Below are 22,612 nucleotides of genomic sequence, written 5' to 3'. Positions count from 1 at the left end.
GGGGCGGACGATGGATCATCCCGGAGCAGACGGTGCTCAGCGGATCGGGCCGTATGCGCTGCTCGGACGGCAGAGCACGGTCGGCGGGGGCGAGGTCTTCGCCGCCCGCACGGACGAGGGGCTCCTCGTCACGGTGACGGTCGTGAGGCCAGAGCTTGCCACGGTCCCCGGGTTCGGGGACCGGTTACGAGCCGCCGTCGAGGCGGCACGGCCGCTGCCCGGTCCCTTCCTCCTCCCGGTGGTCGATGCCGACGCCGACGCACCGGTTCCCTGGCTGGCGACCGCGTTCGCCGCCGGACTGCCACTGCGGCAGGCGGTGGACCGCCACGGTCCGCTGTCCGAACCGGCTCTGCGGGTGCTCGCCGACGGCCTCGGCCGGGCGCTGGCCGCACTCCACGCGGCCGGGACGGTCCACGGCGAGGTGAGCCCCGACTCGGTGCTGCTGACCATGGACGGGCCCCGCATCTCCGCCCTGGGGATCGTGGGAGCCACCCGCAACCCGGCACCCTCACCGACGGACGACGTGTTCGGCCTCGGGGCGACCGTGCTGTTCGCGGCTTCCGGGGGCGAGCCGGACACGGACGCCCTCCCGGTGTCGCTGCGCGAGGTGATCGACGGCTGCCTGTACCCGGAACCGCCGGACCGTCCCACCGCGGAGCAACTCGTCGACTACATCGGGCGTCAGAACCTGCCGCACTTGCAGGGCAGTTGGCTGCCACCGGCGGTGAGCGCCGACCTGGCCGCCGCGACCGCGGCCCTCGGATCGGTGTCCGCCGGGGGTGGCGGCCGGGGCCCGTTCCCTGCGCCGCCGGTGAGCGCGGCCGGCTCGGGTATGAGCCGCCGGAAGCTGATCACCGCTCTCGCCGGGGGTGCGGCCGTGCTCGGCGGCGCCGCGGCGGCGCTCGCCTTCTCCGGCGACTCGTCGCCGACGCCCGAGGGCCGGGCCGGCGGGCCCGGATCCACCACGCGGTCCGCCTCTCCGTCAGCCGGGCGTCCCAGGACGTCCTCTTCCGTGTCGCCGTCCTCGACGGACGGCCCGGAACCGATCGTGCTGGCCGGACCCGACGCCACCCAGGCGTGGTCGGGCGCCGGCAAGCACGCCCCCACCTGCCTGGAAGCCTCCGACAAGGTGGTCATGGTGGTCACGGACACCGCCACGTCCTTCCGGGACGCCGCGACCGGGAAATCCGTGTTCCCCCAGCTGAACACGGCCAACAGCCTCGGCACGAGCATGGACAAGTACCCGACGGCGTATGCGGACGGAGTGTTTTATCTGCTCTGCGACACACCGAGTCAGACGGGCCTGCTGGCCGCTTTCGACGCCGCCAGCGGGAAGGTGAAGTGGGCGACCAAGATGGCCGACGTCGATCCCGGCGGCGACACGCGTACGGGGGTGTACCTGAGCCACTATGTGGCGGCCGCGGGAAACACGGTGTACGTGTGCGGGACGTTGCTCCAGACCTCCAAGCCGTACTCGGCAAAGTCCCCGACCTCCGGCTACATCCGTGCGTTCGACGCCGCCACCGGCAAGGGACTGTGGCGGGTCAAGGGCACGGACATCAACAACGTGCTCGTGCCACCCACCGGTTCCCACCTGCTGGCCACCTCGGCCGTTCCGGGCAGGAAACCCGGCCGCGTCCAGATGATCGACGCCGGCAGGAGAGGAGCCCGCGGCTGGAACGTATCCGTCCCGCACGCCGCGTACTACTTCACCACCGGCTGGCCGCTGACGTGCTACGCCGCCGGGCTGTTCCTGTTCGCCGGGGGCAACGGCGACACGCTGTTCGCCGTCGACGCGGCCACGGGCAGCCAGAAGTGGCATCAGCGCTTCGATGCGAAGAACGGGGATCAGGTCCAGATCGGCGCCCCTTTCTCCAGCTTGGACGGCGCGACCGTCTACGTACCGGTCGGCAGCGACCTGGCCGCCCTGGCCACGGCCGACGGCACGCTCCAGTGGGTCGCGACGCTCGACGGGGCCAACGACATGGGCGGTTCCAACATGTTCAAGGCCGCCCTCAGGATCTCCGGCAAGAGCGCGCAGTGTTCGGCCGACACCGTCTTCGCCACCGACGCCGCCAAGACGCTGTGGGCCATCGACGCGGCCACCGGCAGGGCCCGGTGGAAGTACAGCGACCCCGGGCAGCCGGACGTGGGGTTCCTGTGGACGGTGGGCGGCGACCGCGTGTTCATCGCCTCCCACCTGACACTGACCGCGATCGCGGCCCACGGGCGGTAAGGGACAAGGAGAAACATGGAGACGAGTGTGGAACTCGTCGGCCTGGCATCGGCTGCCGCGGCGCGCCTGATCGACCTGCTGGCGACGGACGGCTGGGCCGCGGTCAAGTCCTCGGTCCTGTCACTGTGGCGGTCCGCGCACCCGGAGCGCGTCGAGGAGGAACTCCGCGACGCGCGCGACGAGTTGCTGGAGGCGCGGCAGGCCGGCAACGACCAGGAGCTCCAGGGGATGCTGGTCGCCGAGTGGCAGGCCCGCCTCGTCCGGCTGATGGCGACGCGGCCGGACGCCGTCGACGAGTTGCGCGCCCTGTTCGACACCGCACCGCGCGACGCCGGAGTTACGGAGCAGCAGATCTCGGGATCGATGACGCTGGAGGCACACGTCCGTGGCGGCGACGCGTTCCAGGCCGGCCGCGACATGACCGTCACCAGAGGCGGACAGGCGTGACGGAACGCAGCACCGGTGCCCCGCGCCCCGACGGGCCGCCCCCATGGCGGCCGAAACGGCTGGAGGCGAGCGCGAGTGGCGGGGGCAGCGTCTTCCAGGCCGGCCGGGACCTCCACGTCCGCGTCGGCGACGAGGGGCGCAGAACCGTGCCCGGCCCGGGCGCCGACCAAGTGCTCTGCCCGTACCCGGGCCTGGCCCCGTTCCGCGCGCAGTACAAGCAGTGGTTCCACGGCCGTGAGCGCATGGTTCACCTCGTGTGCGAGCGGATGGACGCCAGGCTGCGCGAGGGCGGCCCGCTGGTGCTGATCGGCCCCTCGGGTGCCGGGAAGTCGTCACTGCTGGCGGCCGGAGTGCTGCCGGCCCTGGACGAGGGCCGGCTTCCGGTCGCCGGGTCGAGCACCTGGCCGCGGATGCTGCTGACGCCGACGGCATCCCCGCTTCTGTCGCTGGCGGCCGCCGCCGGACTCGACGCAGAGACCGCCCGGCACAGGGCACCGGCCTGGCGGGCCGATCCCGCCCGGTGTCTCGCCGAGCTGCGCGAAGCCACCGGAGCCGGGGATCCGGCGCCCATCGGGGAGTCACCCGGCGCCGGACTGGTCGTCGTGGTGGACCAGTTCGAGGAGATCTTCACGGCCTGCGGCGACGAGGGCGAACGGCAGTGGTTCATCGACGTGCTCGACCGCCTGGCCCGGCCCACGGGCGGTGCGGTCGTCGTGCTGGGAGTCCGCGCGGACTTCTATGCGGCGTGCACGGCGCATCCGCGGCTGCGGGCGGCGCTGCAGGCCGGACCGGTCCTGCTGGAGCCGATGACGGAGGACGAACTCAAGGACGCGATCCGCCGCCCGGCCGGCAGCGTGGGACTCGACGTCGAAGACGGTCTGGTCGAGGTGCTGCTGGCGGATCTGGGCGCGGTCGCGGGACCGGCCGGTGCGCGCACCACGGGTCGGCTGCCGCTGCTCGCACACGCCCTGCGGGCCACCTGGCAGCAGCGCCACGGTCACACGCTCACCGTGGACGGATACCGTGTCACCGGCGGCATCCAGGGCGCCATCGCCACCACGGCGAACAGGCTCTACGACACCCTGCCGCCGCCCTGCCAGGAGGCCGCACGGTGGGTGTTCCTGCGGCTCGTCATCGTGGGGCGCGACGCCGACGACAGCCGCCGGCGCGTCCGGTACGAGGAACTGCTGCGTCACGCGCCGGACCGGGAAGCGACGGTCAGGGTCCTGGACGACTTCACCCGTGGCCGGCTGCTGATCCGGGACCAGGACACGGTGATGATGACACACGAGGTGCTCATCCGCGCCTGGCCCCGGCTGCGGGACTGGATCGAGCACGACCGCGGCGGAAACCTCGTACGACAGGACCTGGAGGAGGCGGCCGCGCTCTGGGAACAGGCCAGCCGGGAGCCGGCCGCGCTGTACCGCGGCAACCGCCTGGAAACCGCCCTCACCTGGGCCGAGACGCACGGGCCGGAACTCAGTGGCGCGGCCCGGGCATTCCTGGCGGCCGCCCGCCACAACCAGCGGCGCGGGCAACGGCTCCGGCGCGCCGCGGTCGCCACCATCACCGTCCTGGCCGTGGTCGCCTCGCTGGCCGCGGTATTCGCCTTCCGGCAGGAGTCCCAGGCCCGGGACGCCGCTGCCGCGGCCCTGCGCTCCCGAGACCAGGCCGTCAACGCCGCCGTCACCTCCGCGGCCGTGCAACTGGCACCGACCGATCCCTCGCTGGCCGCTCAACTCGCGCTGACCGCCTACCGCATGGATCCGACCCGGGATGCGGCGTCCCGGCTCATCTCGACAGCGAACACACCGCTGGACACCCGGCTTCCCGGTCCGCGGGGCGCGGTGTACACCGTGGCCTACAGCCCGGACGGGCACATGCTGGCGGCCGGGAACGTCGACCAGAACCTCGTCCGGCTGTGGGATGTCTCCGATCCCAGCCGGCCAGTGGCGCTCGGCAAACCCGTGCCCGTGGACCGTTCCGTCAACTCGATCCTGTCGCTCGCGTTCAGCCCGGACGGCCGGGTGCTGGCCGTCGGCGGCCACACCAGCCACAACGGCGACGCCGGTTCCGGCGGATTCGTCGACCTGTGGAGCCTGACCAGCCCCAGCCACCCGGTCCTGCTCGGCCGGCTGAAGAGTCCCGCCATTCAGGGATGGGACGCCCTGGCCTCGATCGAATCCCTGGCGTTCAGTCCCGACGGCCGTACTCTGGCCGCCGGCCGGCACGCCGGACTCGTCAGCCTGTGGGACGTCACCCGTCCCGACGATGTCGCCCCCTCCGGAGCGCCCCTGAACCTCGACTGCCCCGACGTCTTCTCCGGTCGCATCGCGTTCAGCCCCACTGGGCACACCCTGGCCGCCGCATGCGAGGACGACGCCGGCACCCTCAGCCTGTGGAACACCACCGACCCGGCCCACCCCCGCCGCATCCGTTCCCTGAAGACCGGGCATCGCGTCTTCTCCCTGGCTTTCAGTCCCGACAGCGGCACTCTGGCCGTCGGAACCAAGGTGGGCACGGTCCGCCTGTGGGAGGTCGTGGACCCCGGCCACCCCGCCGCCCTGGGCAAGCCGCTGACGGGGCCCGCCGAGCCCGTCATGTCGGTGGCGTTCAGCCCGGACGGTCACACGCTGGCGGCCGGCAGCGCCGATCACGCCGTCTATCTGTGGAACGTCACCCACCCCCGGGTCATCGTCCCCCTGGGCCGGCCGCTGACCGGTCCCGGTGACATGGTGACCGACGTCGTGTTCAGCCCGGACAGCCGCACCCTTTCCGCCGGGAACGCCGACGGCAACGTCGACCTGTGGAGTCTGCCGCCGACCCGGATCATCGGAGCCGGCGGCAACGTGGCATCAGTGGCGTTCAGCCCCGACGGGCGCACCCTGGCTGCCGGAAACCAGAACACGACCGTCTCGCTGTGGAACACCGCCGATCCGAACCACCCCGCTCCCAGCGGTGATCCGCTCACCGGCCCCAAGCACCCGGTCGACGCCGTGGCGTTCAGCCCGGACGGGCGGACCCTGGCCGCGGGCGACGGCGGCGGCACCGTCACGTTGTGGAACACCGCCGACCCCAGTCATCCCGCTCGCCTCCGCGAGACCCTCACCGGGGCGGGCGGGCCCATCTTCTCCCTGGCGTTCAGCCCCGACGGCGACACCCTGGCCGCGGCCGGCGACGACGACCTCGGCAGCATCGCCCTGTGGGACGTCAGCGACCCCGCACACCCCGTCGCCCAGCCAGGCATCTCCAACGAGCGCACGCGATCCGTCCTGTCCCTGGCGTTCAGCCCCGACGGCACGATGCTGGCGGTCGGTGGCGACGACAGCAACCACGAGGTCGGCCTGTGGAGTACGACGGATCCCGGGGTCCGCATCGGGCAGCCGATCCCCCAGCCGAACGCCACCTGGGTCGCGTTCAGCCCGGACGGCCGCACGCTCGCCACCGGAAACAGCCGCGGCACCGTCACCCTCTGGAATGCCACCGACCCCAACCACCTCACGCGCAGGGGCAGCCCCCTGACCGTACCCGGCGGCAGCCTGTGGTCGGTGGCTTTCAGCCCGGACGGGCACACCCTCGCAGCGGCCGGCCACACCGACAACGGCACCATCAATCTGTGGAACGTCACCGATCCCGACCACCCCACCCCCATCGGCCGGCCGCTGACCGTGGAGACCGGATTCGTCGCCGTTCTGGCGTTCAGCCCGGACGGTCACACCCTGGCCGCCACCACCGACGACGGCGTTGCCACGCTCTGGGACCTGAACGTCGAGTCCGCCATCAGCCGTATCTGCGCCGGGAGCTCCGGCGCCTTGAGCCGGCAGCAATGGAGCCGATACGTTCCCCAACTGCCGTACGACCCACCCTGTGCGACCACCTAGTGTCCTGGGCCAGAGATCCGTCGGCAGAACTGGCGAGGGAGTGGAGGATCTCTTCGGCGGTCTGGTCCAGATAAAGGGCCTGAGGTCTTCGTTTCAGTCTTTGACCCATGCCCGGATGTCGGCTTCCAGTGCCCGGATGTCCTTGTGCGCGCCTCGGCGGATCATCTGGTGGGCCAGGTAGCCGAACCACCGCTCGCCTTGGTTGATCCACGAGGAGCCGGTCGGGGTGAAGTGCAGCTCGAACCCGGATGTTTGGCGAGCCAGGTCTTGATCGCCGGTGTTCAGCCCATTCCAGGGCCCGTCGGAGCTGGATCTCAACCTGTTCCACGTCGGTGAACTCCACGCTCAGGCCGTGGGCGCGGAGATCGCGATGATCCGCGCCGGACAGGTCAGCGAGGCGTACGACCGCGTCCAGGCCAATGACGTCCGCCACCGCTTCGTGATCGACACGGCCACCGTCTGGCCGGCCCGCAGCTTCACCATCATCGGCTTGGAAGCCGTTGTCTTTCCGATCTTGAAGTGTGGCAGTCGAACGACTGTCTCAATTCAGGCGCGCCTCGCGGAGTATGGGACGGGCCATGCCGACGGCTCAGCGTGCGGTGTGCCCGGAACGGAGCTCGTCAGTGTCGACCGTCGTCAGCGCCACGCTCAGCGGCACGCCGGTGCCAGCCGCGGCGGCCAGCCGCTCACGTACCTCGCGCGGTGTTCGAGGCCGCCAGCCGGGCCCATCACAGCAGCCAGAGTGGAACGTGACACCCGCGTTCAGTAGGGCAGTCAACGTCCGCCACCCAGCGGTGTCGCTCCGCTTCGGCACAGCGAGGTCCTGGCCCGCGTCGATCAACTCTCCACCGCAGCGCGGGCATCGGCTTGCCCACGTGCCGCGCTTCTTGAACGCAGAACGGCAGGGCAAGCACACGTAATGCCGGTTCGGAGTCCCCCCACGGAAGCACATCGCACCAGTATGGCAAGGTCACTTTGCCCCGACTCCCAGTCGGTCAAGGCGGACGCCGTCGTCGAATCCGACAGCCGCGGCTTCGACGGCGGCAAGCTGATCAACGGGCACAAGCGGCACGTCGTGGTGGACACCCTCGGCCTGTTGCTCGCGGTGATGGCCACCGCGACCGATGTCGACGACCGCGTCGCCGCCCAGGCCCTACTCGACCAGGTCGCCGCCGCGCACCACCTGCTGGCCCTGGTCTGGGCCGACGGCGGCTACACCGGCAGCCCCTCGTCGAGTACAGCCTCGCCGCCCTCGCCCTGGTCCTCGCGATCGTCAAGCACAGCGACGACATGCGCGGTTTCGTCGTGCTGCCCACGCGCTGGATCGTCGAGCGGTTCTTCGCCCACCTGATGCAAAGTCGCCGCCTCCTGCGCGACTTCGAGCGATCCACCAGCAGCACGGGAGGCGATGGTCTACTGGTCGATGACGATGCTCATCACCCGCCGCCTGGCCCGGCCACGCCCTTCGCGAGCGTGAACCGGCCCGGCGCCGACTCGACCAGCCAGCCCCGGGCCACCAGCCGCTTCGCCTTCGACCGCAGTGCTTCCACCTTCCCTGGCACCGGGTCCAGGCCGAAGCAAGCGCCCTCTCCTGGCACGTCACAGGTCCTTGACCGAGCCGGCTCGGCTCCGCGAGAGCCTGCACGACGCGCTGGTAGTCCACCGACAGTACCGACCAGGCCGGCCCCGCGCGCCATATCGGCACCACCGATTCGGCCGCTTCTCAGGCCATCGTCCCGCCGGCGCACCCTCCGCTGGCGGCAGTACCAAGCCGGGGCAGTAGCGCCCTGATCGCGGCTCATGCCAAGGGAGGTGTCTGCGGCAGAGTTTTGCCATCCCGCAGAGAACCCTTCGCCCCAAGGGGCGGCGTCCATGAACGCCGGTACGGCCGGCCCGAGGGCGACCGGATACAGTGCGCGAGACGGCAGCCTGGTCAGGGAGGGGAAGCGTGACCAACACCAGCAACACCCGGCCCGACGAGGGTGAAACGCAAGCGTCGCCGCAGAGCCGACTGCACCGCCTGATGCGCTACATCCCGCTGATCGCCCCCGTCCTGCTGTGGGCCGTACCCTGCTGGGTGCTCCTGCACAGCGGCCAGCACTGGCTGCTGCCCGTCACGCTGGTCGGCACCGCCCTGTTCGTCCTCGGCCTCATCGGCATGCCGCTCGCGATGGTGCGCGGCCACGGCCGGCGCCAGCAGGACTGGGCGGCGATCATCGGTGACACCCTGCTGGGCACCAGCTGGGTTCTGTTCACTTGGTCCGTTCTGCTCGGGGTTCTCTTGCGGCTCGCCCTGACCGTGGCCGGCGTCGGCCAGAGCCAGGAGCGGGCCCGCATCGTCACTTGGGCTGTCCTCGGCGTAACCGCTGTACTGCTCGCCTGGGGGTACGCCGAGGCACGCCGCGTGCCACGGGTGCGCCGACTCGACGTACAACTCCCGCGACTGGGCCCCGGGTTGGACGGAGTCCGCGTCGTCCTCATCACCGACACCCACTACGGCCCACTCGATCGCGCTCGTTGGTCGGCGCGGGTATGCGAGACGGTGAACGCTCTGGAAGCCGACCTGGTCTGCCACACCGGCGACATGGCGGACGGCACGGCCGAACGCCGCCGCGCCCAGGCCGCCCCCCTCGGAACCGTGCGGGCCACCCGGGCCCGTGTATACGTCACCGGCAACCACGAGTACTACAGCGAGGCCCAGGGCTGGGTCGACCTGATGGACGAGCTGGGCTGGGTGCCGCTGCGCAACCGGCATCTGCTGCTCGAACGCGGAGGCGACACCCTCGTGGTCGCCGGCGTGGATGACGTCACCGCCGAGTCCTCCGGCCTGGCAGGGCACCGCGCCCACCTCGCCGGAGCCTTGGACGGGGCCGACCCCGACCTACCCGTCCTGCTCCTGGCACACCAGCCCAAGTTCGTCGAACGGGCGGCGGCCGACGGCATCGACCTCCAACTGTCCGGCCACACCCACGGCGGCCAGATCTGGCCCTTCCACCACCTGGTCCGCCTCGACCAGCCCGCCCTCGCCGGCCTCAGCCGCCACGGCACCCGCACCGTCCTCTACACCAGCCGCGGCACCGGTTTCTGGGGCCCACCGTTCCGCGTCTTCGCCCCCAGCGAGATCACCCTGCTCGTGCTCCGCTCCCCGCACCTGACCACCTCGCCGTAGCACTGGATGGCCGAACACATCCGCTTGGAGCAGTCCACGAGTTCTTCGACTGCTCGGCGATGCCGTGGTGACCGACGCGCGTGGCGCGGTCAGCCCGACTGAATCCTCTTGTGCCCGTGCCGGCAGCTGCGCGGTTCATCGTGAAGAGCTGGCACTCTTCCAGCGGAATAAGGCCGTAGTACGGCGACACACCACTGCGTACGGGGACACACCACTGCCGCCCAGGGTTCGTGGGGGGCATCGGGAAGGGTTGGCCGGCGCTGCCGGCAGGTCGGGAACCGGTGCGGGAGAGGACAGACACCGGGAAGGGCTGGACGACCACGCCGGGTGCTTCAAGCCCCCTGGGTGACCATGGGGCCACCCCGACGCGGTCCGGCTCCGCGCGACCAGCGACAGACGACAGGCAGCAGACCGCTGACGGCCGAGGGCCTGACCGCTGACGGTCGATGGCAGCCGGTCGGCGGCCGGCGAGCGGCGGGGTAGGCAGATAGCGGTTGGCGGGGCGAAGCGGGTGGGATGGACTTCGGCTGGTCGTCGGGGGGGCGTCCTGGCCAGCCGCGGTCCGGCCCTACGGCCTCCCTGCGGCATAAAATGGTCACCCTTGACGGTGTAAGCGGCCGGCAGCCCGGCGACACCGCCCGGCGATGTCCACCAGGGACACGCCTGCCACCACAGCCGGGCGGTCGCGGTGCGGCTGCTCGGCACGGGCGGACCCGCCTTTCGGGGAAGCCCCGCATGAGCACCCCAGCCAAGGGCAGCCGCCGACGGACCGCACGCCGGCGGGGATGCACCCGCCTTTTCCACACAGGACGAAAGCGGCGCGAAAACCGCACGCGGCGGCCGGGAAGAGGACGACGACATGAGACCTACGGACGCGTTCGGGCCCGCCGAAGACCGCCCGCCCGAGCGCAGCAACGCGGCCGAGATGGCCGCCCTGCACCTGCAGCGGGCCTTCCGATGGCAGGCCATGCTCCGTCTCGCCATCGTCATCGCCTTCACAGCGGACCTGGCGGTGTTCCCGCCGTCCGAGCAGCTAGCCCTGTCAGTGGCGCTGGCCGCCGCCTACACCCTGTGGACACTGCGGACACTGTGGGCAGCCCTCAGATCCCACAGACCACTGGCGAACTGGATATACCCACTGGTCGACCTGACCCTGCTGACCGCGCTGATGGCCGTCTCCGGGAACTTCTCCGACCCGAACTGGAGCTCCCCGCTATCGGCCGACATCTTCTTGTTCATACCCGTCCTCGCCTCCTTCCAGATGCGGCCGGCCCTCACCGCAGCCTCAGGAGTACTGGCCGCAGCCAGCTACGCCACCGGCACCGGCATTGGACACCTGCAACAGCACTACTGGCACTTCATACTCATCCACACACTGTTCATCCTCGTCGTCTGCGCAGGCTGCGTCCTTCTCTCCGACGTCCAGCAACACCGCGTCAGATCGATCCGACAACTCGCAGAACACCGTCTGTGGCTGATCGAACGCATGATGGCAGCCGAGGAAAGAGAACAACGGAAAATCGCGGAGATACTGCACGACGGAGCACTGCAAAACGTCCTGGCCGCCAGACACTTCATCGACGAAGCAGCATCCAGCCCACGGACAACCGACGCACTCCTCCGAGCCGACGAAGCCCTCACCCAGGCAAGCCGACAACTCCGCTCCTCCGTACACACCCTCCACCCCGAAGTCCTCGTGTCCGGAGGACTCGTCCCCGCCCTACAACACCTCACCCAGCAAGCATCCGAACGAGGAAAATTCCACGCGGAAGTCACCTCTGATATCACCACCGCAGGCAATGCCGACCAACCACTGTTCTGGCTCGCTCGCGAAATCCTGGAGAACATCGTCAAACACGCACAAGCAAAAAACGTTACCGTGACCCTGCAAAAACCAGAACCAAAAAACGTCCGACTGACCATCACCGACGACGGCGTCGGCATCCCGCCCGACGCCCTTACCAAAAGCCTGGCATCAGGACACATCGGCCTCGCCTCACACCGCGCACGCATCGAAAGCATGGGCGGCACCTTCACCCTCCAAACCCACACCCCCGGCGGCACCACCATCCAAGCGGTACTCCCCAGCCCTGACGCCCCCCACAGCTGACACCACCCCCAAGCTCAAACGCGCTCGAACAACACAGCACAAGACGACACACGCTGACACAGGCCCGCCCGGTGAACCGGACGCGAAGCGCGGGACGCCCAGCCCGCGCACAGGGAATGCCAGGTGCAGCCGGCCCGGCAGCCCACGCCCGCGCACGCCACCACTACCGCACGGCACCCCCAGCCGACCTCCTGCCCCTAGCAGCCGGACACGCCCCGGCGGCAAAGCTCACCTACGCTTGACCCAAGCCATCAAAAACCCGTCGGCCGATCCCACACAGCAGCACCCTGCAGATGAAAGGTCGAGATCGCCGTGGCAATGCCGCATCCCTCCCGCATCACCGTGGTCATCGCCGACGACCATCCCCTGTTCCGGGAAGGCATCTCCCGCGCGCTGCAGCTCAGCGGATTCATCGACGTCATCGCCGAAACCGACAACGGCCGGGATGCCCTCGACATCATCCGTCGGGAAAAACCCGACGTCGCCGTACTCGACCTCCGCATGCCCGACCTCGATGGCATCACAGTCCTCCACGCCCTGACAAGAGACCACTCCCCCACCCGCGCCCTCTTGCTCTCCGCATTCACCGACAGCCCCACCGTCTACCGCGCCATCGAAGAAGGAGCCGCAGGCTTCCTCACCAAAGACAGCAAAAGCTCACAAGTCATCGAAGCAATCCGAGCGATCTCCCGCGGCCACACCATCGTCCCCCCAGAAATCACCGCAGGACTCGCCGAAGAAATCCGCAGCCGACGCACCCACAACGCCCCCACCCTCACCGAACGCGAACACCAAGTCCTCAAAGGCATAGCCCGCGGACTCAGCACTCCCCAAATCGCCAAAGAACTCATCCTCGGCACCAGCACCATCAAAACCCACACCCAACACCTCTACGAAAAGCTCAACGTCTCCGACCGCGCCGCAGCAGTCGCCGAAGCCATGCGCCGCGGCCTCCTCGAATAACCCACACCCACCCCGGAGACGTGTGCCTGCTGCAAGCGCATCACGGGCTGGATCGACACGGCCACCTTCTACACCGCACACGAGGACCCGGACACAGCAGCAGACCGGTCAGGGGCAGGCCCAAACCTCGGTGCTCGACGCGTACAAGCCCTACGTCGGCGACCGCTGGAGCAAGGGCCGCACCAACGCCTGGAGACTGTGCGAGGACATCTTCCCCTCAGTTACGAGGGCAGCTGTCAGCGCGCAGGGTGGCAGGTGGTAGACGGTCAGCCAGTCGCGGGTACGCCCAACTCCCGTCAGCCTGCGACTTTGTGGACGTTGAGGTTCTCCCAGATCAGCGGGATCGGGCTGCCGAGCTGCTGACGGGAGGCGGTCAACAGGCCCCGGTAATCTCACCGGGAGAAGCTCCTGCGTCCGTCGCGCCGGTCGTCGTCCCGGCGCGGCCGGTAGATCAACCGGGACCGGGGGCCACGCTGGAAACAGGTGAGCGCGACAGTGCACACCCGTCTGCAAGACCGGCGCGGGCCCGCACCACCGGGGTACGGCCGCGCAGTGATCAGGTCTTCGCCTGCGGCGGCGTCATGGAGAATCCGGCTTCGTCCCCGAAGACGAGCCAGACCCACGGGTCGTCGCGAGTCCTCCGCGCACGGCCCACGCCTTCCTGACCCGGCCGGCCACCGCCTGATCGTCCCGCTCCACGGCTCGTCGGCAGGCACCTTCTTCGACTGCCTGACGCGGGGCACGCTGTTCGAGCTGACCGAGGCGCTGCTGTGCGCGGACGCCACCTTGACACTTGGAACGCTGGGGACCGTGCCGAGTCGCACAGAGGAGTCGTCCGCGCCTTCGGCTCCGGCCGCCGGGCTCAGCTCGCCGTTCCCGGTCGCATCCCGGCTCAGAATGGCATGCGGCCCCTGGCCTGCCGCCCGGCGGCACCGCTACGGCCCATCGCTCGCGAGCTGGAGCTGAACGGCTTGCTCAGCAGGCGGCCGAGGATACCGGGCGCCTTCGATCCGGCGCGCGCACCGGCCCCGAGGCCACGCTGGGCACCGTTCTGCGGGTGCCGCGACAGTCGCGGCAGCAGGAAGGCCAGCACGGCCAGGACCACACAGGCGGCTATGACGATGCCGATGACCATCTCAATCTCCAAGCTCTGGGTGGCGTGTAGGTCCTCTACTCTTACGTTCCACCGACTGCCCCGCCTTGCTTTGACCACACCGCTCGTACTCGGTCTCACAGTGGTACGCCTCACTACGGGGCGCGTGAGAGCGGACGACCGTGTGCGGCGGCGGACGGGAGCGGTCCGGCAGCAGATCGACGGTGTGCGGCATCCGGTGATCCCCACCGGGAGGGGTAGACGGGGCGTATGCCAGAGGTCGTGCAAGCAGGTGGATGGGGATGGGTGGCAGGATGCGCCCTGCTGATCGGTGCAGCGTGCGGCTACGCGCTGCGTGTGCCGCAGAAGGTCATCGCACTCGTGATGGCCTTCGGTGCCGGTGTGTTGCTGTCGGCCGTCTCGTTCGAGCTGATCGGCGAGGCCTACGAGCAGGGCGGCCTCGGTCCGGCAGCAGTCGGAACACTGGCCGGGGCCGCCGCGTACACGCTCGGCAATCTGTGGCTGGCGCGCCGTGGCGCCCGCCATCGCAAACGGTCAGGTCACCACAAGGACCAGGCGCAACCCTCTGAGGCACAGCACGGCGGCTCAGGTCTGGCGCTGGCACTGGGTGCACTGCTCGACGGCGTACCCGAGTCGGCGGTGATCGGCGTCAGTCTGCTCCAGGGCGGCGCTGTCAGCCTGGTCACGGTGGCAGCGGTGTTCATCAGCAACGTTCCCGAGGGTCTGTCCAGTTCCGCCGGAATGAAAGAAGCGGGGCGCAGCAAGGGCTACGTCTTCGGTGTGTGGGGAGCGATCGCCGCGGCCAGTGCTCTCTCGGCGGTACTCGGCTACACCGTGGTCGGTGGCCTCTCGACAGCCGTGGTGGCCGCGGTGACGGCCGTAGCCGCCGGCGCGATCCTGGCCATGATCGCCGACACGATGATCCCGGAAGCTTTCCAGGAAGCTCACTTGGCGATAGGGCTGGTCACCGTCAGCGGCTTCCTCGTCTCCTTCGCGCTGTCCCACACCTGACGTTGCCCCACGCCTGACGGTCCGACGCCGGGCGTGCGGCCGTACTCGCCGACCGGCACCCACCGGCAGCTGTGCGAGGGGAGGGGGCCCCGCCCGCCAAGCATTGCGGGGCGGCTGGAACTTGGTCACGCCGGACGTGCCGTGTGTGGTGTGCGTGGTCGCCAGAGGCGGGCCGGCGGCGTGCCGGGAGGCTGGGTCGTTTTTACTCCTTGCGGATCTCGACGAACGGGCGCGGAGGCTGCCCCGGCGCTGTCCGCGGGGTCGAGGATTAGGCTGCTCGGGTGACTGCGCACCTTCCCACCTGCGCCTGCTGCGGCGACACGCTTTCCGACGGGCATCGGATCGACGTCGGATTCAACCTGCCCGACGCGACGCTTCGGGTCCCGGAGGAGACTCGTCATCACCTCGGTGTTCGCGCTCTGCTGCGCGTCGACGGGGTCGGCTGCTTCGTACGGTGCCTGCTGCCCATCAGCCTGACGCACGCCACGGAACTGGTGCCGGGCATGTGGCTGGAGGTGGACGACGCCACCCTGCGGCGCGCCCAAGACGTGTGGGAAGCCCCGGAGTACGCCGACTTCACGTTCCGGGGCAGGATCGCCAACAGGATCCGGCCCTGGGGCGACGAGCTGGTCGGGGCCGAGGTCACCGCTCGGGTCGCCGGCGTCGAGGAAACTGCCCTGTATCGTCACCGGGCACGATCCTGCCGTCGCCCGCCTCGTGGAGGAGACCTGGGACCGGGACCACGTCCTCAGCCGGTTCCCGAACCAGCTTCCGGTCGACGTGCGCACCTCCCTCGGAGACGGATGGTCAGTGGTGCGAACCGCCGGTCTCGGCGCGTCCTTCGCCGACGGAACCGACCATTTCACCGGCCGGGACCGCAGTGTCGCCGTGAACCTGATGGAGGACGACGTCCCCGGTCGCGCCCCTGAGGACTTCCTGACCGCCCTGATGAGCGGTGCCCCCGACGAGCTGCCCGCACAGCGCCTCACCGAGCCCTTCCCCGGCGGACTGCGGTACGCCTTCTGGCTGACCCCGGACGACCACGGGCGTCCCCGGCACGAGTTCTACGGCTTCACCGTCGTGGCCGGATCGGCCGCAGGAGTGTTCTGCACCCACGAGGACCCTGCCGATCTGGTGTGGGCCCAGTACACCTGGCGGTCGTTGGAACGTGATTCCCACCCCGCCCCGTAGCCGGCGCCGTCAAGTGTCACGCCACGCCAGCCGGGCTGCGAGGGCGACGGCTGCCTGGTAGGACTGGGCGTTCTTCTCGTATCGGGTGGTGATGGTGACGGAGGGTGTGTGGGGCGGTTGCGTAGTCCTGCCTACCCTGGTGACCGTGCCTTCCTCTCGTCTTCATCGTGTCGCCGTCCTTGTGCTGGAGGGTGCGAAGCCGCTCGATGTCGGGATTCCGGCGCAGGTGTTCACGACCCGGGCGAGCATGCCCTACGAGGTGCGTGTGTGCGGTGCGGCGCCGGGACTGGTCACCGGCGGTGACGGGCTGTCGTACCACGTCGCCGATGGTCTCGACGCGCTCGCCTGGGCCGATATCGTCTTCGTCCCGGGCTACCGGTTCCCTGATCGCGAGGATCCGCCGCAGGCCGTTGTCGACGCGCTGCGTGCCGCCCATGACCGGGGCGCCCGGCTGGCCGCCATCTCCACGGGTGCCTTCGCGCTCGCCGCGACCGGACTGCTCGACGGCAAGCGCGCCACGACGCACTGGCACTACGCGCGGGCGCTCGCGGCGAAGCATCCGCTCGTCCAGGTCGACGAGAACGTCCTGTTCGTCGACGAGGGCAGCGTGCTGACGTCCGCCGGTGCCGCCTCCGGTATCGACCTGTGCCTGCACATCCTGCGCGGCGATCTCGGGGTGGCCGCGTCGAATCACGCGGCCCGGCGTCTGGTCGCGGCCCCCTACCGCAGCGGCGGCCAGGCGCAGTACGTGCCGCGCAGTGTGCCCGAGGTGCTCGGCGAGCGGTTCGCCGCGACCCGGGAGTGGGCGCTGCACCGGCTCGCCGAGCCCCTGACCCTCGACGTGCTCGCCCGGCACGCGGCGGTGTCGGCCCGTACCTTCTCGCGGCGCTTCGTCGAGGACACCGGATACACGCCGATGCAGTGGGTGATGCGCGCCCGCATCGACATGGCCCGTGAGCTGCTCGAACGTTCACAGCGGAGCGTCGAGCAGATCGCCAACGACGTAGGGCTGGGCACCGGCGCGAATCTGCGCATGCACTTCCAGCGCATTCTCGGGACCGCGCCGAGCGAGTACCGGCGCACCTTCGCCCAGGGCGAGTAGTCGGCGGCCCGTAAGGGGTCCGGCGCGTCTGGCGGGATCCTTTCGAACAGTGGCACTCACGCCAGGGCCGCGGCCGGTCCCGGCGCGGCAGGCTGGTGGCGATCGGAAGGGACACCACTCATGACTCGTATCGCCATCACTGGATTCGGCCGCATCGGACGCAATGTGCTGCGCGCCCTGCTCGAACGGGACAGCAGCCTTGAGGTCGTCGCCGTCAACGACCTGACGGAGCCCGCCACCCTCGCGCGGCTCCTCGCGTACGACACGACGGCCGGCCGGCTCGGTCGCCCGGTGACCGTGGACGGCAACGCCCTCGTCGTCGACGGCCGTCGCGTCACGGTGCTCGCGGAGCGCGAACCCGCGCAGTTGCCCTGGGCCGAGCTCGGCGTCGACATCGTGCTGGAGGCGACCGGCCGGTTCACGTCGGCGAAGGCCGCCCGTGCCCACCTCGCCGCGGGCGCGAAGAAGGTGCTCGTCAGCGCGCCCTCGGACGGTGCCGACGTCACGCTGGCCTTCGGCGTCAACACCGACGCGTACGACCCGGAGCTGCACACGATCGTCTCCAACGCCTCGTGCACGACCAACGCGCTCGCGCCGCTGGCCTCGGTGCTCGACGAACTCGCCGGTATCGAGCACGGGTTCATGACGACGGTGCACGCCTACACGCAGGAGCAGAACCTGCAGGACGGTCCGCACCGGGATGCCCGCCGTGCCCGCGCCGCCGCGGTGAACATCGTGCCCACCACGACGGGCGCCGCCAAGGCGATCGGCCTCGTGCTGCCGAACCTCGACGGGAAGCTGTCGGGCGACTCGATCCGGGTGCCGGTCCCGGTGGGTTCGATCGTCGAGCTCAACACGACCGTGGCCCGCGATGTGACGCGCGAGGACGTGCTCGCGGCGTACCGCGCCGCGGCGGAGGGGCCGCTCGCCGGTGTCCTGGAGTACTCGGACGACCCCCTGGTGTCCGCCGACATCACGGGCAACCCGGCCTCGTCCATCTTCGACTCGGCTCTCACTCGTGTCGACGGCCGCCACATCAAGGTGGTCGCCTGGTACGACAACGAGTGGGGCTTCTCGAACCGCGTGATCGACACGCTCGAGCTCCTCGCCTAGCCAGGCCGTTTCGTTCGGATCTTGCGAGGCTTGTCATACTTCCCGAATGGAGTTGCAAGCCGTGGAGGCGGCGCGGCGTTGGCTGGCTGATCAGGGCGTCAGCCAGGTGCGCGACGGGTGGGTGAGCGACGAGGAGCCGGGCGCGTTGCTCACTGCCAGCCACGTGGCGCAGTCCTGGGCCGGCGATGTGTTCGCCGAAGACATGGACGCAGCCGACCAGGTGCGGTTGGCCTTCGGGCTGCTGGACCTCCTCGACGAATACTGGGTCACGTGCGAGATCCGGTTCGCGAACGAGAGTGCGGAGGGTCCCCTGCCGGCCGACGTGTTGTGGGACGGCTACCGTCAGCGGTTGGAGGCGGACCGGGACGTCGAGGCCGTCACCTACTCGCTGTGGGTGGACTGGTTCGAGGACCACACCACTTCCGCGATGGCCTTCGCCGAGGTCCTCGGTAACGACATCGACCGCGTGGTGGCCGAGCGTTCGGAAGCCCTGCTCCGCCGAGCCGGTCGGGTTCTGGAGTGTTCGGGCCCGGTGCGATGGACGGTGAAGGAGTCGACGTACCGCACCGCCGTGCGGCTTCCCGCCCTGCACTCGGCCCTCTTCCGTGGTCTTCGGGCGAGCTTCCACGACGTCTACGGCGACCTGGAACCACCTGCCGCGCTGGCCCTCCTCGACCAGCTGGCTCTCCCCATGAACACCCAGCACTTCGCCGAACTGCGCCACGTACTTGCCTCGGGGCACAAGAACCATTACCGCAGCCCCGGCGTCTGGGACGATGCGGTTCGCTCCTGTTCCTGAGGCGTGGGCCTGACAGACCGCAGAAAGATGCCAGCGACGTGGAGTCCGGCCAGATGACTGGTCGCCGTCTTCGCCTAGCGAGTGGCGATGCCACGCCACCGCTTCAAGCGGTCGATGCACCGCTCGACGGTGTCGCGCTGCTGGTACGCCTCGCGGTTCGAAGGCGGGTGGCCTGCCTCCAGGCTCGTTGGCCAGGGCTCCTCTCGCGTGCCCCTGCCGCGTGCTGTTCTTCCTAGCTCAGTTTGCGTCGCTGATGACCGTCCGAGCAGCACTCGTGGTCACGATATCGGTGGCAATGAGTAGAGGTGTCTCTGCCCAACCGAGCAACGCCCGGGTAATCGCGATCGACTGGATGACACTCATGTCGTGCTCGGCCAGCAGACCTTGAACGGCCTCCATCCCCTCGTTCGCGAGCACAGGCCGACATTGCTCGACAAGCGCGGTCCATCGCGCGGCTTCCTCGGGCCGCAACCCGGTGACGTGGTCGAACATGGGTGGATCCTCCCTGATGCTGCATGGTGCGCGAACGGCGTCCCGAGTAGACCTCGACGGACCTGGCTTGGGAGAGCTGGGTCGGTGGGCGCCTGGAATTACTGGTCGCGGGTCCTGTCGGCCATCGATGCGGCCGGAGATGTCGACCTGCTGGGTCCAGGAGGGGCGGGGGGCGAGAGCAGCTTCCAGACGGCGGACGTCGTCGGGTTCCCAGCCGGCGAACAGCTCACCCCGCGCTCGTTTTCGAGGTTGATGTAGAGCTTGCTGTCAGTCCAGTATCCGGCCTGGCCGTCGCACAGCCGGTCAAGCGTTGCTGTAGTCGCAGCCATCTCGCCGCCGGGGAAGATGAAGACGGTCCGCATGGACGGAGATTAACGGTCTCAGGAACCTGTGGCCAGGCAGTTTCGACCTGGTCACGACTTCTCACCGCTGGCTTTGGCAATGCGTGCGGTTGAGACGGGAACGGTCGGTCTCCTCCTACTCCGCGCGGTGCGGCTTGTGGCGGACGGACTGCAGGCGGATCTCGGTGGGCATGTCAGGGATGCCTGTGGACCGACGAGCGGTGCGCAGCGGGCCGTCGCAGAGGGCAGCGAGAGTGGCGCCGGGCGCGCCCTCGGGGGTGAGGGTGAGCCTGACGCGGGCGCGGGGATGGGCGGGCCGGCCGGTGATGCGTACGGCCGCGTGCTCGACCCCCGGCAGGGCACCGGCTTCGGCCCTGATCGCGTCGCTGAGCGCGCGGTCGCGCAGTTCGACGCCCTCCTGCGGTGGTGTGCCGCCGACGGGCAGTGAGCCGGGGCGGCGTCGGCTCAGCTGGGCGAGCAGCCACCACAGGGCGAGCAGGGCGGCGAGGACGAGGGCGGCGATGACCGCGGGCCACCACCACCAGCCCTGGCTGCTCCAGCGGGCCCGGTCGGCGGAGCCGAGCAGGACGTCGGCCGGGTTGGTCAGGGGCCAGCCGCCGGGCGGGACCAGATCGTGTCGCCGGTAGAGGTCGAGCCCGGCGAAGAGGATCAGCAGTCCGCCGCCGAGCAGGACCAGCCCGGCGAGGGCCAGCAGACTGCGGTTGAGTGTGGATCGCGGCGTCATGGCGGGCTCCCGGTGCTGCGGTTGTCGGTCAGTGGGTGCGTTGCCGCACCCGTACGACGATGCGGGGAGGACGGGCGAGGGCCAGCCGGTCGCGCTCCTCGTCGAGGACGGCGGTGAGGTCGTCCTTCACCTGCTGGGGGTCGCGGAAGCGGACCTCCGCGCGGGCTTTGATGCGGTGACGGCGCACCAGGACGTGCGTCGCGCCGACTCCGGGGACCCGCATCGCGGCGTCACGCAGCAGGCCGGCGGCACCGTCGCGGTCGAGGCAGGCCCGCAGCCGGGGGCAGTCGGCGGGGGAGCGCAGCGGCAACCAGCGGCGCTGACCGGGGGTGAGGGCCAGGGCGATCAGCCAGACGCCGACGGCGGCGGCCACGGCGGCGCCCGTGAGCATCCACACGTCGTCCGCGGAGCGGGTGGCCAGTTCGTCAGCCAGGTGCCGTCGCCAGGCCGCCGCCGGGCGTCCCGCCCGTACGGCGACGACGTCGACCAGCGCCGCGACCGCCGCCACGAGGATCACCGAGGCGACCAGCGCTGCCGAGACGCGGCGCGCGGACCACGGCCGGTGGGTTCGGTGCCCGCTGTCGCGATCACCGACCCTGCGACGGCCGGACACGTCACGTTCGGGTGGATCGGGCTCCTTTGTCAGCGGCACCGTGGCGCGGTGCGCGGACGGCGCGGAGCTGCGGCCGGGAGGACCGGCGTCGGGTGTCATGGGATTCCTCTTTCTGCACGGCGCCCGGCACTCAGGGCCGCCGCGTGGCCGTTCACCGGACCCGCCCCCGGCTGGTGTCGGCGGTCACCAGCCGCCGGACGGTGAGGGTGACCTCTCCCACCCGCAAGCCGGTCAGCTGGGCCACCCGTTCGGCAACGTCCTGCCGGATCCGCTCACAGACATGGGGGATGTCGGTGGGGTAGGGCAGGTCCAGGGCCAGATGCAGGCGCACCGATCCGGTACGGACGGCGGCGGAGGCGCTGGGTGCCGTCGGCCCGCCCCGGTCCGGCGGTACGGCGGCAAGCCGGGACTGGGCCATGCGTGCCGCCTGCGTGGCGATGCGGGCGACCACTCTGTCCGGGATGACGGTAGCGCCCCGCTCGGCCGGGGGCAGCGGGCCGGCGGCCGGCGCCGGTGGGCCGGACGCCTCGCCGGGGGAACCGGGCCGGGTCCTCACCGCCGCCCCCGAGTCCGGACGTCGAGGTCGCCCTGCACGGCGAGGCCGACGATCAGCCCCGCCGTACCCAGGACCAGAATGAGCAGAAATGCCCAGAAGCCGCCGAAATACCCGGCGAAACCAAGGGCCATGCCCGCCACGAGGCCCGTCGTTGCTGCGTTCATCATGCACTCACCCGTCTCGCGCAGGTACGTCACCGTGCGCGCGATCTCCCACGCCCGGGCAGGGCGCGGCGGTGGATCACCTCACGCGGCCCTGGTCCGGTTCGGCTTCCTCCTCCTCGTCGGGGAGATGGACGTCGTCGACCGCGATGTTCACCTCGACGACCTCCAGGCTCGTCATCCGCTCCACGGCGCTGATGACGTTGGTGCGCACGCCGCCGGCGACGTCGCCGATGGGGACGCCGTACTCGACGACGACTTCCAGGTCCACGGCGGCCTGGCGCTCGCCGACCTCGACCTTCACCCCGCGCGTGACGCCTCCGCCTCCGCCTCCGCCGGGGACGCGTTCCCGCATGGCGCCGAAGGCGCGGGCCATCCCCGCTCCCAGGTTGTAGATGCCCGGTACCTCGCGGGCGGCCATGCCGGCGATCTTGGCCACTACGCCGTCCGCGATGGTGGTCCTCCCCCGTGTCTCGGCCGGAGCTCCGGCTCCGGTCCGCCCCTTCAGCGCGCTCACGCCGGTGTCGGGCTGGCTGCCCCCGCCGACGCTGGTCATGTTGTCCGTCAT

At 70.2% G+C, this 22,612-nt stretch carries 20 protein-coding genes and 5 pseudogenes; 14 read left to right on the top strand and 11 right to left on the bottom strand.

Features of this window, described 5'->3' with window-relative positions:
• Positions 1–10 precede the first annotated feature (10 nt).
• The 3 genes from ACIGYR_RS16950 to ACIGYR_RS16940 are packed head-to-tail and all read left to right on the top strand — an operon-like array spanning position 11 to position 6,564.
• Positions 11–2,236 carry a PQQ-binding-like beta-propeller repeat protein gene (locus tag ACIGYR_RS16950; RefSeq protein ID WP_399600023.1) on the top strand — a complete coding sequence of 742 codons (2,226 nt, stop codon included), beginning with the start codon at positions 11–13 and terminating at the stop codon, positions 2,234–2,236.
• Positions 2,237–2,251: 15 nt separating this feature from the next.
• The gene (locus tag ACIGYR_RS16945; RefSeq protein ID WP_399600020.1) at positions 2,252–2,683 is read left to right on the top strand and encodes a hypothetical protein; all 432 of its coding nucleotides are present in this window, start codon (positions 2,252–2,254) and stop codon (positions 2,681–2,683) included.
• Positions 2,680–6,564, top strand: a complete 3,885-nt coding sequence (locus ACIGYR_RS16940; RefSeq protein ID WP_399600017.1) for a hypothetical protein — start codon at positions 2,680–2,682, stop codon at positions 6,562–6,564. Before ACIGYR_RS16945 ends, ACIGYR_RS16940 begins: the two co-directional genes overlap by 4 nt.
• 93 nt (positions 6,565–6,657) lie before the next feature.
• On the opposite strand, the gene ACIGYR_RS16935 is transcribed toward ACIGYR_RS16940, so the two are convergent.
• Positions 6,658–6,882 carry a hypothetical protein gene (locus ACIGYR_RS16935; protein WP_400014242.1) on the bottom strand — a complete coding sequence of 75 codons (225 nt, stop codon included), beginning with the start codon at positions 6,880–6,882 and terminating at the stop codon, positions 6,658–6,660.
• A gap of 34 nt (positions 6,883–6,916) precedes the next feature.
• Between ACIGYR_RS16935 and ACIGYR_RS16930 the strand changes: the two are divergent.
• Positions 6,917–7,024: pseudogene (locus tag ACIGYR_RS16930) on the top strand (alcohol dehydrogenase); the annotation flags it as partial.
• Positions 7,025–7,525: 501 nt separating this feature from the next.
• A complete protein-coding gene (locus ACIGYR_RS16925) occupies positions 7,526–7,915 on the top strand; it encodes a transposase (protein ID WP_399600015.1) in 390 nt (129 codons plus the stop codon).
• An 85-nt stretch (positions 7,916–8,000) separates the two neighbouring features.
• Here ACIGYR_RS16925 and ACIGYR_RS16920 read toward each other — a convergent pair.
• Positions 8,001–8,278 (bottom strand): annotated as a pseudogene (locus tag ACIGYR_RS16920) (hypothetical protein); the annotation flags it as partial.
• A gap of 234 nt (positions 8,279–8,512) precedes the next feature.
• Here ACIGYR_RS16920 and ACIGYR_RS16915 point away from each other — a divergent pair.
• The 3 genes from ACIGYR_RS16915 to ACIGYR_RS16905 all read left to right on the top strand — a co-directional run bounded on the left by ACIGYR_RS16915 (position 8,513) and on the right by ACIGYR_RS16905 (position 12,806).
• Positions 8,513–9,733, top strand: coding sequence for a metallophosphoesterase (locus ACIGYR_RS16915; RefSeq protein WP_399600013.1), 1,221 nt, complete (start codon positions 8,513–8,515; stop codon positions 9,731–9,733).
• An 859-nt stretch (positions 9,734–10,592) separates the two neighbouring features.
• A complete protein-coding gene (locus tag ACIGYR_RS16910) occupies positions 10,593–11,843 on the top strand; it encodes a sensor histidine kinase (protein WP_399600010.1) in 1,251 nt (416 codons plus the stop codon).
• A 318-nt stretch (positions 11,844–12,161) separates the two neighbouring features.
• Entirely contained in the window at positions 12,162–12,806 is a 645-nt protein-coding gene (locus ACIGYR_RS16905; RefSeq protein WP_399600251.1) for a response regulator, read from the top strand.
• Positions 12,807–13,046: 240 nt separating this feature from the next.
• Here the strand turns inward: ACIGYR_RS16905 and ACIGYR_RS16900 are convergent.
• Positions 13,047–13,359 (bottom strand): annotated as a pseudogene (locus ACIGYR_RS16900) (IS630 family transposase); the annotation flags it as partial.
• A gap of 339 nt (positions 13,360–13,698) precedes the next feature.
• Entirely contained in the window at positions 13,699–13,941 is a 243-nt protein-coding gene (locus tag ACIGYR_RS16895; protein ID WP_391843116.1) for a DUF6411 family protein, read from the bottom strand.
• A gap of 228 nt (positions 13,942–14,169) precedes the next feature.
• Here ACIGYR_RS16895 and ACIGYR_RS16890 point away from each other — a divergent pair, with 228 nt between their 5' ends.
• The 6 genes and pseudogenes from ACIGYR_RS16890 (at position 14,170) to ACIGYR_RS16865 (ending at position 19,136) form a co-directional block, all read left to right on the top strand.
• Complete coding sequence (locus ACIGYR_RS16890) at positions 14,170–14,931, top strand: ZIP family metal transporter (RefSeq protein WP_399600005.1); 762 nt, start codon at positions 14,170–14,172, stop codon at positions 14,929–14,931.
• Between the two features lie 281 nt (positions 14,932–15,212).
• Positions 15,213–15,542, top strand: a pseudogene (locus ACIGYR_RS16885) (DUF2199 domain-containing protein); the annotation flags it as partial.
• A 106-nt stretch (positions 15,543–15,648) separates the two neighbouring features.
• Complete coding sequence (locus tag ACIGYR_RS16880; protein ID WP_399600262.1) at positions 15,649–16,122, top strand: hypothetical protein; 474 nt, start codon at positions 15,649–15,651, stop codon at positions 16,120–16,122.
• 145 nt (positions 16,123–16,267) lie between these two features.
• Positions 16,268–17,224 carry a GlxA family transcriptional regulator gene (locus ACIGYR_RS16875; RefSeq protein WP_399600003.1) on the top strand — a complete coding sequence of 319 codons (957 nt, stop codon included), beginning with the start codon at positions 16,268–16,270 and terminating at the stop codon, positions 17,222–17,224.
• Positions 17,225–17,344: 120 nt separating this feature from the next.
• On the top strand, positions 17,345–18,337 hold the full coding sequence (gene gap / locus ACIGYR_RS16870) for a type I glyceraldehyde-3-phosphate dehydrogenase (RefSeq protein ID WP_399600000.1): 993 nt from the start codon (positions 17,345–17,347) through the stop codon (positions 18,335–18,337).
• Between the two features lie 46 nt (positions 18,338–18,383).
• Positions 18,384–19,136, top strand: coding sequence for a hypothetical protein (locus ACIGYR_RS16865; RefSeq protein WP_399599998.1), 753 nt, complete (start codon positions 18,384–18,386; stop codon positions 19,134–19,136).
• Between the two features lie 77 nt (positions 19,137–19,213).
• Here the strand turns inward: ACIGYR_RS16865 and ACIGYR_RS16860 are convergent.
• The 7 genes and pseudogenes from ACIGYR_RS16860 to ACIGYR_RS16830 form a co-directional block, all read right to left on the bottom strand.
• A pseudogene (locus tag ACIGYR_RS16860) lies at positions 19,214–19,309 on the bottom strand (IS5/IS1182 family transposase); the annotation flags it as partial.
• A 64-nt stretch (positions 19,310–19,373) separates the two neighbouring features.
• Positions 19,374–19,628: a hypothetical protein gene (locus ACIGYR_RS16855; protein WP_399599995.1), complete on the bottom strand. Its 255-nt coding sequence runs from the start codon at positions 19,626–19,628 to the stop codon at positions 19,374–19,376.
• Positions 19,629–20,105: 477 nt separating this feature from the next.
• A complete protein-coding gene (locus tag ACIGYR_RS16850; protein WP_399599993.1) occupies positions 20,106–20,714 on the bottom strand; it encodes an alkaline shock response membrane anchor protein AmaP in 609 nt (202 codons plus the stop codon).
• Positions 20,715–20,742: 28 nt separating this feature from the next.
• Positions 20,743–21,426 (bottom strand): DUF6286 domain-containing protein, encoded by a 684-nt coding sequence (locus tag ACIGYR_RS16845; RefSeq protein ID WP_399599990.1) that lies wholly within the window; start codon positions 21,424–21,426, stop codon positions 20,743–20,745.
• Between the two features lie 52 nt (positions 21,427–21,478).
• Positions 21,479–21,883, bottom strand: coding sequence for an Asp23/Gls24 family envelope stress response protein (locus tag ACIGYR_RS16840; RefSeq protein ID WP_399599989.1), 405 nt, complete (start codon positions 21,881–21,883; stop codon positions 21,479–21,481).
• Positions 21,880–22,080, bottom strand: coding sequence for a hypothetical protein (locus ACIGYR_RS16835; protein ID WP_391842235.1), 201 nt, complete (start codon positions 22,078–22,080; stop codon positions 21,880–21,882). The genes ACIGYR_RS16840 and ACIGYR_RS16835 overlap by 4 nt, the downstream gene beginning before the upstream one ends.
• Positions 22,081–22,123: 43 nt before the next feature.
• A complete protein-coding gene (locus tag ACIGYR_RS16830; protein ID WP_391843117.1) occupies positions 22,124–22,612 on the bottom strand; it encodes an Asp23/Gls24 family envelope stress response protein in 489 nt (162 codons plus the stop codon).

Origin of the sequence: Streptomyces sp. NPDC053076 (assembly GCF_044546845.1) — a bacterium.
In the GTDB taxonomy this organism is placed as follows: Bacteria; Actinomycetota; Actinomycetes; order Streptomycetales; family Streptomycetaceae; genus Streptomyces.
This window is presented reverse-complemented; position numbering and strand designations above follow the sequence as displayed.